This window comes from Ensifer sp. 4252, from assembly GCF_050434565.1.
In the GTDB taxonomy this organism is placed as follows: domain Bacteria; phylum Pseudomonadota; class Alphaproteobacteria; order Rhizobiales; family Rhizobiaceae; genus Ensifer.
This window is the reverse complement of the sequence record NZ_JBNDIU010000018.1, coordinates 20,590-35,101: the sequence shown is the minus strand read 5'-3', so window position 1 is coordinate 35,101 and position 14,512 is coordinate 20,590. Positions and strand designations below refer to the sequence as shown.

At 60.5% G+C, this 14,512-nt stretch carries 11 protein-coding genes; 6 read left to right on the top strand and 5 right to left on the bottom strand.

What is annotated here, in order from left to right; translation table 11 throughout:
* Window positions 1-204: 204 nt before the first annotated feature.
* Entirely contained in the window at window positions 205-3,696 is a 3,492-nt protein-coding gene (gene carB, locus ABIE33_RS26115; RefSeq protein ID WP_429130710.1) for a carbamoyl-phosphate synthase large subunit, read from the top strand.
* A 453-nt stretch (window positions 3,697-4,149) separates the two neighbouring features.
* Window positions 4,150-4,470, top strand: coding sequence for a DUF6894 family protein (locus ABIE33_RS26110; protein ID WP_429130709.1), 321 nt, complete (start codon window positions 4,150-4,152; stop codon window positions 4,468-4,470).
* Here the strand turns inward: ABIE33_RS26110 and ABIE33_RS26105 are convergent, their stop codons facing one another.
* A complete protein-coding gene (locus ABIE33_RS26105; protein ID WP_429130708.1) occupies window positions 4,471-5,961 on the bottom strand; it encodes an MFS transporter in 1,491 nt (496 codons plus the stop codon).
* Between the two features lie 295 nt (window positions 5,962-6,256).
* Between ABIE33_RS26105 and greA the strand changes: the two genes are divergently transcribed.
* Complete coding sequence (greA, locus tag ABIE33_RS26100; protein WP_025427081.1) at window positions 6,257-6,733, top strand: transcription elongation factor GreA; 477 nt, start codon at window positions 6,257-6,259, stop codon at window positions 6,731-6,733.
* Window positions 6,734-6,822: 89 nt separating this feature from the next.
* A complete protein-coding gene (locus ABIE33_RS26095; protein WP_429130707.1) occupies window positions 6,823-7,878 on the top strand; it encodes a glycosyltransferase family 4 protein in 1,056 nt (351 codons plus the stop codon).
* A gap of 20 nt (window positions 7,879-7,898) precedes the next feature.
* On the opposite strand, the gene ABIE33_RS26090 is transcribed toward ABIE33_RS26095, so the two are convergent.
* The 4 genes from ABIE33_RS26090 to ABIE33_RS26075 form a co-directional block, all read right to left on the bottom strand.
* The gene (locus ABIE33_RS26090) at window positions 7,899-8,921 is read right to left on the bottom strand and encodes a glycosyltransferase (protein WP_429130706.1); all 1,023 of its coding nucleotides are present in this window, start codon (window positions 8,919-8,921) and stop codon (window positions 7,899-7,901) included.
* Complete coding sequence (locus ABIE33_RS26085) at window positions 8,918-9,949, bottom strand: glycosyltransferase (protein WP_429130705.1); 1,032 nt, start codon at window positions 9,947-9,949, stop codon at window positions 8,918-8,920. Before ABIE33_RS26085 ends, ABIE33_RS26090 begins: the two co-directional genes overlap by 4 nt.
* A gap of 18 nt (window positions 9,950-9,967) precedes the next feature.
* Window positions 9,968-10,777, bottom strand: a complete 810-nt coding sequence (locus ABIE33_RS26080) for a glycosyltransferase family 2 protein (protein ID WP_429130704.1) — start codon at window positions 10,775-10,777, stop codon at window positions 9,968-9,970.
* 83 nt (window positions 10,778-10,860) lie between these two features.
* Entirely contained in the window at window positions 10,861-11,331 is a 471-nt protein-coding gene (locus ABIE33_RS26075; RefSeq protein WP_053247447.1) for an Lrp/AsnC family transcriptional regulator, read from the bottom strand.
* Window positions 11,332-12,179: 848 nt separating this feature from the next.
* Here ABIE33_RS26075 and trxB point away from each other — a divergent pair.
* Together trxB and ABIE33_RS26065 are read left to right on the top strand one after the other, a co-directional pair.
* Window positions 12,180-13,154 (top strand): thioredoxin-disulfide reductase, encoded by a 975-nt coding sequence (gene trxB, locus ABIE33_RS26070; protein ID WP_429130703.1) that lies wholly within the window; start codon window positions 12,180-12,182, stop codon window positions 13,152-13,154.
* Window positions 13,155-13,269: 115 nt separating this feature from the next.
* A complete protein-coding gene (locus ABIE33_RS26065) occupies window positions 13,270-14,166 on the top strand; it encodes a LysR family transcriptional regulator VtlR (protein WP_038577011.1) in 897 nt (298 codons plus the stop codon).
* The last annotated feature ends 346 nt before the right edge of the window (window positions 14,167-14,512 follow it).

Here is a 14,512-nt window from a genome sequence, read left to right as displayed (position 1 = left end):
CATTCGGACCGCCGACCGGCACGTTGCAAAAGCGCATGCCCAAATATGTCGGCTTTCCTGTCGATTCCGGAATTTTCGGGGTTTCGCTTGCAGATACATTTGCCTATAAGCCGCTTCTAGCCTGAAAAGACCATCAATGCGTGCCCGGCCGGTGACCTCCCACTTTGGCCGGTTTTTCGCGCAGCTAGAAACGGATGACCGACCATGCCGAAGCGCCAAGATATCAAATCGATCCTCATCATCGGCGCGGGGCCGATCGTCATCGGTCAGGCATGCGAATTCGACTATTCCGGCACCCAGGCCTGTAAGGCGCTGAAGGAGGAAGGCTACCGCGTCATCCTCGTCAACTCCAACCCGGCAACGATCATGACCGACCCGGGTCTGGCGGACGCAACCTACGTCGAGCCGATCACGCCTGAGGTCGTTGCCAAGATCATCGCCAAGGAGCGCCCGGACGCTCTGCTGCCGACCATGGGCGGCCAGACCGCGCTCAACACCGCATTGTCGCTGCGCCGCATGGGTGTTCTCGACCGCTACAATGTCGAGATGATCGGTGCCAAGCCGGATGCGATTGACAAGGCAGAAGACCGCGCACTCTTCCGCGAGGCGATGGGCAAGATCGGCCTCGAGACGCCGAAGTCGCGACTGGCGAACGCCACCGACATCAAGGACCATGACCGCAAGGTTCATGAGGCCGAACGTGCCGAACTGAAGGGCCGCCTTTCCGGGCCGGAGCTCGACAAGGCGCTCGACGAACTGGAAAACCAGTGGAACCTCGGTGAAGGCGACCGCAAGCAGCGTTACATAAATCATGCGATGGCGATCGGCGCGCAGGCGCTCGATGATGTCGGCCTTCCGGCAATCATCCGCCCGTCCTTTACGCTCGGCGGCACCGGGGGCGGCATCGCCTACAACCGCACCGAATTCTTCGACATCGTCGGCAGCGGTCTCGACGCATCGCCGACGACCGAAGTGCTGATCGAAGAATCGGTACTCGGCTGGAAGGAATACGAGATGGAAGTCGTCCGCGACACGGCGGACAACTGCATCATCATCTGCTCGATCGAAAACATCGACCCGATGGGCGTGCACACCGGCGATTCCATCACTGTTGCTCCGGCGCTGACGCTGACCGACAAGGAATACCAGATCATGCGCAACGCCTCGATCGCGGTGCTGCGCGAGATCGGCGTTGAGACCGGCGGCTCCAACGTGCAGTTCGCCGTCAATCCGAAGGATGGCCGTCTCGTCGTCATCGAGATGAACCCGCGCGTTTCGCGCTCTTCGGCGCTCGCGTCGAAGGCAACCGGCTTCCCCATTGCCAAGATCGCGGCCAAGCTCGCGATCGGCTATACGCTCGACGAACTTGAAAACGACATCACCGGCGGTGCGACGCCGGCATCCTTCGAGCCGTCGATCGACTACGTCGTCACCAAGATCCCGCGCTTTGCCTTCGAGAAATTCCCAGGCGCCTCGCCGGTCCTGACCACTGCGATGAAGTCGGTCGGCGAAGTCATGGCGATCGGCCGCACGTTTGCCGAATCGCTGCAGAAGGCGCTGCGTGGCCTCGAGACCGGCCTGACCGGTCTCGATGAAATCGAAATCCCCGACATGGACGAGAACGGCGATGGCCGCAACGCGATCCGCGCCGCGATCGGCACGCCGACGCCGGACCGCCTGCGCATGGTCGCCCAGGCGCTGCGCCTCGGCATGAGCGAAGTCGAGGTTCACGAGGCGAGCAAGATCGACCCCTGGTTCATCGCCCAGTTCAAGGCGATCGTCGACATGGAATCCCGCATCCGCGAGCACGGCCTGCCGCAGGACGCCGAGAACCTGCGCATGCTGAAGGCCATGGGCTTTTCCGATGCCCGGCTGGCGACGCTTGGCGGCAAGCGCCCGAAGGAAGTGGCGGAACTGCGCAATGCACTCAATGTCCGCCCGGTCTACAAGCGCATCGACACCTGCGCGGCCGAGTTCGCCTCGCCGACTGCCTACATGTACTCGACCTACGAGACGCCCTTCGTCGACGCTGCCCGTTCCGAAGCCGATGTCTCCGACCGCAAGAAGGTCGTCATCCTCGGTGGTGGTCCGAACCGCATCGGCCAGGGCATCGAGTTCGACTATTGCTGCTGCCACGCCGCCTTCGCCCTGAAGGATGCCGGCTATGAAGCGATCATGATCAATTGCAACCCCGAGACCGTTTCGACCGACTACGACACCTCGGACCGTCTCTATTTCGAGCCGCTGACAGCCGAAGACGTGATCGAGATCATGCGCGCCGAACAGGAAAAGGGCGAGCTTGTCGGCGTCATCGTGCAGTTCGGTGGCCAGACGCCGCTGAAGCTGGCTGAAGCGCTGGAAAAGAACGGCATCCCGATCCTCGGCACAGCGCCTGACATGATCGACCTTGCCGAGGATCGCGACCGCTTCCAGAAGCTGTTGATGAAGCTCGACCTCAATCAGCCGAACAACGGCATCGCCTACTCGGTCGAGCAGTCACGCCTGGTTGCCGCCGAAATCGGCTTCCCGTTGGTCGTGCGTCCGTCCTATGTTCTCGGCGGCCGGGCCATGCAGATCATCCATTCGGAAAGCATGCTGCAGACCTACCTGCTCGATACGGTTCCGGGCCTCGTTCCGGAAGACATCAAGCAGCGTTACCCGAACGACAAGACCGGCCAGATCAACACGTTGCTGGGAAAGAACCCGCTGCTGTTCGACAGCTACCTGACCAACGCCACGGAAGTGGACGTCGATTGCCTCTGCGACGGCAAGGACGTGTTCGTCTCGGGTATCATGGAGCACATCGAGGAAGCCGGCATTCACTCCGGTGACAGCGCCTGCTCGCTGCCGGTCCACACGCTCGACACCGCAATGGTCGACGAGCTGGAGCGCCAGACGACGGCGCTTGCCAAGGCGCTCAATGTCGGCGGCCTGATGAACGTCCAGTTCGCGATCAAGGACGGCACGATCTACGTGCTCGAAGTCAACCCGCGCGCCTCGCGCACCGTGCCGTTCGTTGCCAAGACCATCGGCGCGCCGATCGCCAAGATCGCCGCCCGCGTCATGGCCGGTGAAACGCTGGACGTGGCGATCGCCGCCTATGGCGAAAGGCCGGACCCGCGCAACCTGAAGCACATCGCCGTCAAGGAAGCCGTGTTCCCGTTCGCCCGGTTCCCCGGTGTCGATACGCTGCTCGGCCCGGAAATGCGCTCGACCGGTGAAGTCATCGGCCTTGATACCGACTATGCGCTTGCCTTCGCCAAGTCGCAGCTCGGCGCCGGCGTCGATCTGCCGCGCGATGGAACGGTGTTCGTATCGGTCCGCGACGAGGACAAGACCCGCGTACTGCCGGCGATCCGCATTCTCGTCGACATCGGCTTCAATGTGATGGCGACCGGTGGCACCGCCCGCTTCCTTGGTGAAAACGGCATTGCCGCGATCAAGGTCAACAAGGTCCAGGAAGGCCGACCGCATGTCGAGGACGCGATCCGCAACCGCCAAGTCCAGCTCGTGATCAACACGACGGACGGCAACAAGGCGATCTCGGACTCCAAGTCGCTTCGCCGCGCGACATTGATGCAGAAGGTCCCCTACTACACCACCATGGCCGGCGCAGAGGCCGCCGCCCGTGCGATCAAGGCGCTCAAGGCCGGCAACCTCGAGGTTCGTCCGCTCCAGAGCTACTTCAAGGCCTGATCGAACAACGACTGCGCGCATCCCCGGACGCGCGCAGTCCGTCCGCTGACGAACGCTGCTTCGATGCAATGGATCGCCAGCGCTTCCACTCACTCCGTCATGCTCGGGCTTGACCCGAGCATCCAGTACCTTGAGCCGTGGAGGCAGGACTAGGCCCTCGGGTCAAGCCCGAGGAGGACCGCGAGCGGGGTGGGCCGTGAAATTAACTTCATCATCATCCTTGGGTGCTCACAGTCTCAGGCTTTTGCCCGAGAACGACTAACACTGGCATCGACCTGCACATGCGCAAACGCCGCATTCAGGCAGGCGCCCCCGGCCGACGCGGTGCACCGAGACCGCGTAATCTCTCCATAGTTGTGAACGCCAGTTGAACGCCGGGTTCAGCCTACATTCGGCAGCCGGGTGTTTATATGCCCACGTGCGCTTCCAAGCCGGAAAGATCCGGCACTGCGCATGGGATGGGGCAACATCGTGCAGGTCTATTTCTTCGATTTGTATTGGGGCGACGAGCGCTTTGTCGACGAGGATGGCATCAGCCACTTCGACGAAGGTTCTGCCTTGTACTACGGCCAGAGAATTGCCGACAAGATCGGCCGCGATGCCGACTACGGATCTCTGAGGGTCCATGTGCGCTCCGGCAACGGCGAGCTTCTGGCGATGATTGCGCCGTCCGATGGCCGTGGCCGTGAACAGGACGCTTTGATCGGTCGCCACAGGCTCGGCGTACTCCTCCGCCCCGTCGAAGCCATCAACGGCCTGTCCACCGCCTGGTAGTTAATCGACCGCCACCGGCCGCTGTGTCCGAACCTCAGAGCGAGCCGATCTTCTACTGCGCGCAAGCCGGACCGTTCTGATGCCGAAGAACAACGACGCGAACGAGATCACGCAACTGATGGCAAACACCGCCAGGAGCGCATGGCGCATGACCGCTACCCGGGCGCCTTCATCGAAACCGCGCATATTGGCCGTCAGCCCGAAGACTGCCGCGCCGATTGCGTAGCCGGCCGATTGCAGCGTCGGCAGCAGTGCCGATGTCTTGTCCCGCTCAGCAGCCGGCGACACATCCATCAGCAACTGGCTGAGCGTGCCCCAGCAAACGCCGAAGCCGGCACCAATGGCAATCTGACCTGCGAAAATTAGCCGAAATTCCGCCGTCGCGATCGCGACCGTCAAGCCGATGAGGCCGAGGCAAAGCAGCAGCGGCCCTACCCAGATCAACCGCACACGCAGATCATGCGAGCGCAGGCTTGCCACCAAGATGGCTGTCAAGCTCCACGACATCGCCATCAGCGCACTGGAAAAGCCGGCCGCCGTCGGGCCGAAATCCCAGAGGTGCTGCAGGCCGTAGACGAGATAGACGGAGCCGGAAGCCTGCGCCAACGGCATCAGAAGAATGATCCAGAGGCCGGTGCCGAGCGGACGCCCGATCGCAAATGCGCCAAGTGGCAGGATCGAATGCCTGGAGCGACGGTCGAGGTGAACAGTGTTGACGAGAACGGCGATTGCTAGGACCAGGAGCGCCGCCATGGCAAATCCGTTCTGGAGCATATTCGAAACCGAAATCAGCAATATGCCCAGGCCAAACGCCGTCAGGCGAAGAAGCGGGATAGGTTGCACGCTGTGCACCGACGTCGACTGCCGGGGTACGATGGCGAGGACGAGCGCGATGAAGATGGCGGCAGCGGGAATATTGACGAAGAAGGCCGCGCGCCATGAACAGTGTTCGGTGAGAAATCCTGATATGAGCGGGCCGGCAAAGGCAGCACTCGCCCAGACAATAGCCTCCGCACCGAAGACCTTCGGGACGAGCCGAGGCGGGAAAAGCTCCGGGATCAGCGCATAACAAACGGCGGCGATGACGCCCTCGCCCAAGCCTTGAAACAGCCTTCCGACCAGGACCTGCGGCATGCTCGTTGCCAGCGTCGCAATCACGGTGCCGGTGACGAAGACAAGCGCTGCTGCGATCAACGCATTGCGGGCGCCGAAGCGCGCCTTGAGATTGGCAGCCAGTGCGCCGCCGATGATCGCAAACACGAGATAGAGGGTGAAGGCCCAGGAGAGCAGTGCTGCTCCGCCAAACTCCTCGACAGCCGTCGGCAATGCCGTCGAGATGAAGAACTCGTTGAAGGCGAAGAGCGCGACACCGAGGCAAAGCGTCACGGTCGCCGCCAGATGGTTGGGTTGCAACAACTCGCCCCAACGCCCTTCCGCTTCTGAATGCGGGCCGGATTTTCCTGCGTCGCGGCCGTCTTTTGTCATGCTCATCCTGTCATTTCCGTCTGTTCGCCGTTTGGGAAACAGAACTGTTACGACCTCAACTGCGGTTGAGGTAAAGCCCATTTCTTGAGGATGTCTATTTTCTAGGAGCGTCTGCAGGTTGCGCCCCCGCGTGAAGGACGCGGTGGATCATGCCGAAAAATCTGGCATTGGCTATTTCCTTTCTGCTATAAGAACGGTTCGGATATTTCGGACGGTTCCGGTGCTTGCGCGCCGGAGACCGTTTTCTTTTGCGTTGGCGCCGCCCCCAAGCGGCGCCTCGTGCTTGATGAAGGACATTGAAATGGTCGACAAAGTGCCGATGACACAGGGTGGATTCGTCAACCTGCAGGAGGAGCTGCGCTGGCGCCAGCAGGAAGAGCGACCACGAATCATCGAGGCCATCGCCGAAGCACGCGCGCATGGCGACTTGTCGGAGAATGCCGAATACCATGCGGCCAAGGAGGCCCAGAGCCACAACGAGGGTCGCGTTGGCGAACTCGAGGATCTGATCGCGCGCGCCGAAGTCATCGACCTGTCGAAGATGTCCGGCTCCAAGATCAAGTTCGGCGCCAAGGTGAAGCTCGTCGACGAGGACACCGAGGAAGAAAAGACCTACCAGATTGTCGGCGATCAGGAAGCGGACGTGAAGGCTGGACGCATCTCGATCTCGTCGCCGATCGCCCGTGCGCTGATCGGCAAGGAAGTCGGCGATTCCATCGAGGTGAACGCTCCCGGCGGTTCCAAGGCCTACGAAATCCTCGCGGTAAACTGGGGCTGATCGCCCCTTTTGGGGCGACGGTTCCGCTTCGCCCCAATCCCCCTGCCTTTCAACACATTGATTGTCGCATGCGCAAGGAGACAGCTTCCGTGGCTGACATCCGGGACGTCGAGGTCATCGCTCCCAATTTCAAGCGGCGCCTCTCAGGCGTTACCTCCACAATCATCCAATTGATTCCGATCCAGCGCGCGCTGGGTCAGAAGGTCGCGGTGCTCGGTCCGGGTCTTCCCGACAGTCTGCCTTCGATCAGGTTTCTCGATCTCCTGCATCTCTGGAAAGCCCCTGACGGCAGGCGCTGCCGCGTCTGGCACGCGCGGCGTAATGTCGAGATGTTCCCGGCGATCATCCTGCGCGATCTCCTGCGCATGAAGTTGAAGATCGCCTTTACCTCGGCATCGCAGCGCCGCCACACAGGCTGGAGCAAGTTTCTGATCGGGCGGATGGATGCGGTGATCGCCACTAGCGGCAAGACCGCCGCCTATCTCGAAGTGCCGAACGACGTCATCCTGCACGGGATCGACACCAAGCGGTTCCTGCCGCCAGTCGATCAGCATCAGGCGAAAGCGGCACTTGGCGTCGATCCGGCCCAGAAATTCGTCGGCTGTTTCGGACGGGTCCGTCGTCAAAAGGGCACCGATCTCTTCGTTGACAGCATGATTGCCCTCCTGCCCTGCCGTCCAGGTTGGAGCGCGATCGTCGCCGGCCGCGCCACCGGTCCGCATGTAGTGTTTGAAAACGAGCTCAAGGAGCGCGTCGCCAAAGCCGGGCTTGCCGAGCGAATCCTCTTTGTCGGCGAACACACCAACATTCCCGACTGGTACCAGGCGCTTGATCTTTTCGTCGCGCCGCAGCGCTGGGAAGGGTTTGGTCTGACACCGCTCGAAGCCATGGCAACGGGCGTTCCCGTCGTGGCCGCCGATGTCGGTGCATTTTCCGAGCTGGTTGTGAGCGGCGCAGGCGAAACGGGGGCGGTCGTCCCGGCCGACGATCTTCAAGCCATGGTCGAGGCGACGGCCGCATTCATGGATGATGAGCGGCGGAGGACCGCGGCGGGTGCGAATGGCCTTGCACGCACGGCCACCTCGTTTGCGATCGAAGGCGAAGCCGACGCCATCAACGCCGTGTATGAACGGCTGATGCGCTGAACTCCGTAGTGATCGGACCGTTATTTGTTTGAGGTGAACAGCTTCAGATAGGCGTCGGTGATGGCCTGTTTGGAAAACTGGTTCATCAGCGTTTCGTGGCCGCGTTCTGCCAAGCGCAAACCGAGCTGCCGATCGTTTGCTATCCGCTCGATGGCGCGGCCGAAGCCGTCCGCATCGCCGATATCGACCATCAGGCCGTTTTCACCGTCACGCATGAACCATTGCGGCCCTTCTGAGCGGGTGGAAACGACTGGGGTGCCCTGCGCCCAGGCTTCGAGAATGACGTTGCCGAGCGGTTCATGGCTTGATGCCATAACGAAGATGTCTGAGGCGGCCAGGAACGCGCGGGTGTCCTTTTGCCAGCCGGCGAACCGCACCCGGCCCGAAACGCCGAGATCGATGGCAAGCCTTTCCAGGTTTTCGCGCTCTTCCCCATCACCGACAAGCCAGAGATACGCGTCCGGCACTTTGGCGATCGCTTCGATCAGCGTGTGGAAGCCTTTGCGCTCAACGAAGCGGCCCATCGACATGACGACGGGCACGTCGTTCGGCGTATCCAGGGTGGCGCGGCTGACGGCAGCGACGCGTTCCGTAGTGGTGAAATTGGAGATAACCTCCACATCGCGCTTCCAGCCGATCTCGCGCACATGCGCGGCGATACCAGGTGTGTTGCAGACGAGGCAGTCGGTGTTGCGGAAATAGTCCAGGCGCGGCGGGTAATCGCCGAGCCGCGAGATCTTGATGCAACCCTTGTAGTTCGGCATCAATTCGCTGGCACGGGGCGCCCACGCCATAAGAGCATCCGGCTTCCACCTCTTGGCGAGCCGTGCTGTGTTCCATGGAAGGAGGATGCGGTCGACCGACAGGTTCCGGAAATGGCTCTCTTTGATTCCGACGGAAGGGCTGATGTCCTTGCGCCAAATCCGATCCGGCCGAATGATCGCCTTCTGCTCAACGCCGCGCTCAGCAAAAGCATTGACGAGATGGACGAAAAAACGCTCGGCACCACCATCCTTGCCGAAGTGGAAATGGACGAGCTTCATGTTTGTTTCGATCCTCGGGCAAACAGCTCGAGGTAGGTCTCTGAGATCGCCTGCTCCGAAAAACGCTTGGCGAGCGTATCACGCCCACCTTCGCGGAGGCGCGTGCGAAGCGCCGGATCGTCGCGCAGGCGCTCGATGGCGATTGCCAGGCCCTCCGCATCGGCACAGTCAACCATCAGTGCGTCCTGGCCATCCGTCATGACCCAGGAAGGCCCCTCGGCGCGGGAAGCAATAGTCGCAATTCCCGCACCCCACCCCTCGAAGCAGACGTTGCCCAATGGTTCATGCAATGATGTGATCGCGAAAGCATCGCTCGCCGACAGGTAGCCGTAGGCGTTCGTTTTCCAGCCAGGAAAGCGCACACGGTCTCTTATGCCGAGTTCTTCTGCAAGCCGTTCGAGGTTGGCGCGTTCGGGACCATCGCCCAGCAGCCAAAGATAAGCGCCTTTGACCTTGGCAACGGCGCGCAGCAGATGATCGAAGCCCTTGCGCGGCACGAACCGCCCCATGCCGACGACGACAAAGGCATCCTCTGGCGTTTCGAGGTCTCGGCGCTCTATCGCGGCCGCCGGCGTCGCCCGTGTGAAGTTGGCGATCACCTCGACCCCACGCTTCCAGCCGAGCTTCCTGACGCGGTCGGCGATATCGGGTGTTATACAGACGAGGGTTTCGACATTCGTGTAGTAACCGAGGTGCTCAGGATAATCGCCAAGTCGGGAAATACGGAAGGCCTTGTTATAGGCAGGCATGAAACGGCTTGCACGAAGTTGCCAGGCCATGATCACGTCGGGTTGGAATTCCCGCAATATCAGCTGCATGCGTGCCTGAAGGACAAATCGCGAAAGCGAAATTCGGCGAAAGACGCCTTCGTAGATCGTACCGCAATGCTCCAGGTCTTGACGCCAGCTTCTGTCGGGCCTGATCAGCATGCGCTGCTCGACACCTCTATCATGCAAAGCGTTGACGAGATTGACGAAGAACCGTTCCGCTCCACCGTCCTTGCCAAAATGGATATGCATCACTTTCATAGAATCACCTGGATGCTTTCAATGCAGAGCGGCATCATCGTTGTTGGGACGCTTGCTAAGTGCGTGCCTCTGATAGATTTTTGCGGCGGTCAAGAATGCGTAGATGGCGCCCGTCATGGCTTCGATGAAGCCCGGAAAACCGCAGCGCCAAAGCCCGTTTCGGAAATAGAGACGATAAAAGTAAAGCGGTGGGCTGAACAGCATCTTGTACGGCCGCGGTGGTTTTCCGGCCGCTGCCTGCTGATCTGCCTTCAGCGTGGAATACTTGTTTTCCTTCAGGATCTGTTCGTCGATGATCAGCGGACGATAATGAAGCAGGCTGCCTTTGCTGGCCGCGCCAACGTGACCGTCCGGTACTATGCCCTCGTGCACCTTCTGATTGAGGTCGTAGCGGCCCCTGCCCTTGCGGATCAGGCGCAGATTTCGCCTCTCATGCACGCACTCCGGCGTATAGCCGTATCCGATCAGATAGGGGCGGCGCGCCACGCGCCAGCCGACCGTCTCGGCCGGTCCGTCAATCAGCGATGGTAAAAGCGCCCTGAGCGGTTCATCGAGGCGCTCGTCGGAGTCGATGTTGAGACACCAGGGCTGTGTGCATTGATCGAGTGCGAACTGCTTCTGGCCCGCATAGCCCCGCCATGGCTCGTGCATGAAGCGGATCGGCCACCCCTTATCGATGAAGGATTGCACGAGCGCGGCAGTGCCGTCCGTCGATCCTGAGTCGACGATGAGGATCTCGGCGCACTGCTCAAGGCTCTCTATGCAGTTGCCGAGATAGGCTTCTTCATTCTGACAGATGATGAAGGCGGAAAGCGGAAGTTTGCTCATGGATGACGCCACTCAACTCCGGTCGTGTCTGCGTTCTCCAAGGGAGCCTCGCTGCCGTTGCAGATCCTCAAGTCTTCTGGATCCTAGATCTGGACCAGCCCGATATCCTTGACCTGACGAATGGTCAACATCGTGCGAACCGTATCGACACGCTCGTTGGCGGTCAAAACCTCGATGACAAAATCCTGAAACGCCGTCAGGTTCTCGGCGACGCAGTGAAGCAGGAAGTCGCTTTCGCCCGAGACCGTCCATGCCTGGCGCACGATCTGCCATTCCGCTGTTGCCGCGGCGAACGCCTTGAGATCCGCCTCCGACTGTCGCTTGAGGCCAACCATGCAGAACGCCACGAGATCAAAGCCGAGCGCCGGCGCGTTCAGTAACGCGTGGTAGCCCTTGATGACGCCGGTTTCCTCAAGCTTGCGCACCCTTCGCAGACAGGGCGGCGCCGAGATGCCGACACGCTGGGCGAGGTCCACATTGGTCATCCTGCCGTCACGCTGGAGCTCGCGAAGGATCTTGAGATCGATTGCGTCGAGCTCGACTTGTTTCGTCATGAAGGTTTGTCCTTTTCACAAAGCGACTTTGGCGCATAGGGCAAAGCCGAGCAGGAGTATCTTTGTTTGGATTGCCCGGTACGTTGTCGTCACCGGGCAGATTTTATCAGGTTAGCCATAGAGGATTGATCGACAGTCGGCCGTCCGTTCGACCTGCATGTCGCCACGGACCCTGCGTGTGCAGTTCTCGCTCGTAGCGCGTGAGCCTTACGTTATCGCGGCGCAATCTTGGAGGCGTGGAGGCGTATGTTTGCGATCCGGTTCCCGCATTGAAGGCGAGGCAATTCTCCGGTCGTGGATTGCCAAACGCGGCGAGTTCGCGGTCGAGCCAAACGCGGCTTGCATTCAACCCCATATGCCTCTCCAGCAAAGTGAATCCGCGTGAAATATCGCCAAACCGATCCGACAACAAGCATCTGCGCCTACTATTCGCGGGAAAACCGGCGTTCAGAGGCGGTCGTGCCGGGTTAACGCCGGTTCCTTGGGAGAGCACATCGAAAAAACCTGTGGCGATCCACGCCTTCGCGCCTGCCCCGGTTCGTCCGTCAGGCATGCAGGCCGCCCATGTCATGTCGCCCGCGATGCCGCCATCTCACGCCGCTATTGCCGGATCCGGTTCTCTGGCCATGTCATCACGGGCTTGTGAACGTGAATGAGCGTGACACAAGCGGTGCAAAAATGCCTGATCTGGTGTCAAATCGGCTGCTTGGGCTCAAGCACTTGTGTGTATCACTGCGACCGCCCTTGAAAGTCCCCGGGGGGAATACCTAAAGTATGGCACTATTTGCCTGTGATGTAACGGAACCGGACAAGGCCCTTCGGGCATTCGGTGAGCGAAGGACAAGACCATGACTGCCCGCCATGTAAAAGTGCTGATCATCGGCTCCGGCCCGGCCGGCTACACTGCCGCCATCTACACGGCGCGCGCACTGCTGGAACCCGTTCTGATCGCCGGTCTGGAACAGGGTGGCCAGTTGATGATCACCACCGATGTGGAGAACTATCCGGGCTATGCCGATCCGGTCCAGGGTCCCTGGATGATGGAACAGATGCTGAAGCAGGCGACGCATGTCGGTGCCGAGATCGTCAACGATCTGGTGACGGATGTCGACCTTTCCGTTCGTCCCTTCCGGGTCAAGACCGACAGCGGCAACGACTGGACGGCCGATGCCTTGATCATCGCCACCGGCGCCAAGGCCAAGTGGCTCGGGATCGAAACCGAGCCGACCTTCATGGGCTTCGGCGTTTCGGCATGCGCGACCTGCGACGGGTTCTTCTATCGCAACAAGGACGTGATCGTCGTCGGCGGCGGCAATTCGGCCGTTGAAGAGGCTCTTTACCTCTCCAATCTCGCAAAGACCGTCACTGTCGTTCATCGCCGCGATTCGTTCCGCGCCGAAAAGATCCTGCAGGAGCGCCTGTTCGCCAAGCCCAACGTCAAGATTATCTGGGATCACGAGGTTGTCGAATATCTGGGCACGGCTCCCAAGCCGCCGATGCCGGCGTCGGTCAATGGCGTGAAGCTGCGCAACACCAAGACGGGCGAAGTGAGCGACATGGTGACCGACGGCGTCTTCGTCGCGATCGGCCATGCGCCGGCCGTCGAACTGTTCAAGGGCAAGCTTCGGCAGAAGTCGAACGGCTATCTCTGGACGGCCGCCGATTCGACCGCGACCGATGTACCCGGCGTTTTTGCCGCAGGCGACGTCACCGACGACATCTACCGTCAGGCCGTGACCGCTGCAGGCATGGGCTGCATGGCGGCGCTCGAGACCGAGAAATACCTGGCGGGTCATATGCCCGTCGCAATTGCAGCCGAATAGAAGCTGCGAATCGGGAGGCTCCCCGCAAGGAGCCGTCCCGTGTGGGAACAGATGCATCAGCCGCACCCGGAGGACATGATCCCGTCCCCCGGGGTGGTTTCATATGGGGGACTTCATGTCGCTGGATTGGGACAAACTGCGCATTTTTCACGCGGCGGCCGAGGCTGGGTCGTTCACGCATGCGGCAGACAAGCTCCATCTCTCTCAGTCGGCGATCAGCCGTCAGGTGAGCTCGCTTGAGCAGGATGTCGGCATCAAGCTGTTTCACCGTCACGCGCGCGGCCTGATCCTGACGGAGCAGGGCGAGATCCTCTACCGGACCGCGCACGAAGTGCTGATGAAGCTCGAAAGCGTCAAGGTGCAGCTGAGCGAGACGACGGACAAGCCGAGCGGCAAGCTGCGCATCACGACGACTGTCGGCCTTGGCCAGGGCTGGCTGACCGACAAGATCCAGGAATTCATGTCGCTGCATCCGGACGTCCAGGTGCAGCTGATCCTCGACAACGAGGAGCTCGACGTGAATATGCGGCATGCCGACTGCGCCATTCGTTTGCGCCAGCCGCAGCAATCCGACCTGATCCAGCGCAAGCTCTTCACCGTGCATATGCACGTCTATGCGGCGCCCTCTTATATCAACAAGCACGGCGAACCGCAGTCGCTTGACGATCTCGACAATCACCGCATCATCACCTTCGGTGAGCCTGCGCCAAACTACCTGCTCGACGTCAACTGGCTCGAGATCGCCGGTCGCGATTCCGACAATCCGCGCACCTCGCATTTGCAGATCAACAGCCAGACCTCGATCAAGCGTGCGTGCCTGCTCGGCATCGGCATAGCGATGCTGCCCGACTATATCGTCGGCCGCGACCCGGGCCTGATACAACTTCCGATCAGCGCCGACATCCCTTCGTTCGACACCTATTTCTGCTATCCGGACGAAATGAAGAATGCCGCCAAGCTCAAGGTCTTCCGCGACTACATCGTCGCCAAGGCCAGGAACTGGAGCTTCTGACGCCGAAAGGGCTGATGCTCGTTTTCTGAGCATTTGCTGGCTGATCTGGTAAGTTTTTGTTTTATAAATGAAATTTATAAAATGCGGTGCACTTTGTGCGCCGCATTTTGTTTGTGCGATGCAAAAATGAGCAGTGATGCGCACATGACATGGCTGACATGCATATTAAATGATTGCTGCTCGCCCAAAAAAGCAGCATACCACCCTCAGCTGATGCATCTTTGGTGGCTTCTCCTCCCAGTGCCACCGCAGCAGCTGTTCCCCTCTGGAGGTTTAATTACCTTCACAACTATAAGGGCCCAAGTCATCTTGTGGCCCTCTTTTTTTGTCTACTGTTTGGACACGG

Bases quoted from the DNA above. Each gene is read 5' to 3' on its own strand.
- carB (WP_429130710.1), top strand. From the start codon at position 205: ATGCCGAAGCGCCAAGATATCAAATCGATCCTCATCATCGGCGCGGGG.
- ABIE33_RS26080 (WP_429130704.1), bottom strand. From the start codon at position 10,777: ATGAGCAAACTTCCGCTTTCCGCCTTCATCATCTGTCAGAATGAAGAA.
- ABIE33_RS26085 (WP_429130705.1), bottom strand. From the start codon at position 9,949: ATGAAAGTGATGCATATCCATTTTGGCAAGGACGGTGGAGCGGAACGG.
- ABIE33_RS26110 (WP_429130709.1), top strand. From the start codon at position 4,150: ATGGGATGGGGCAACATCGTGCAGGTCTATTTCTTCGATTTGTATTGG.
- trxB (WP_429130703.1), top strand. From the start codon at position 12,180: ATGACTGCCCGCCATGTAAAAGTGCTGATCATCGGCTCCGGCCCGGCC.
- ABIE33_RS26105 (WP_429130708.1), bottom strand. From the start codon at position 5,961: ATGAGCATGACAAAAGACGGCCGCGACGCAGGAAAATCCGGCCCGCAT.
- ABIE33_RS26090 (WP_429130706.1), bottom strand. From the start codon at position 8,921: ATGAAGCTCGTCCATTTCCACTTCGGCAAGGATGGTGGTGCCGAGCGT.
- ABIE33_RS26065 (WP_038577011.1), top strand. From the start codon at position 13,270: ATGTCGCTGGATTGGGACAAACTGCGCATTTTTCACGCGGCGGCCGAG.
- greA (WP_025427081.1), top strand. From the start codon at position 6,257: ATGGTCGACAAAGTGCCGATGACACAGGGTGGATTCGTCAACCTGCAG.
- ABIE33_RS26075 (WP_053247447.1), bottom strand. From the start codon at position 11,331: ATGACGAAACAAGTCGAGCTCGACGCAATCGATCTCAAGATCCTTCGC.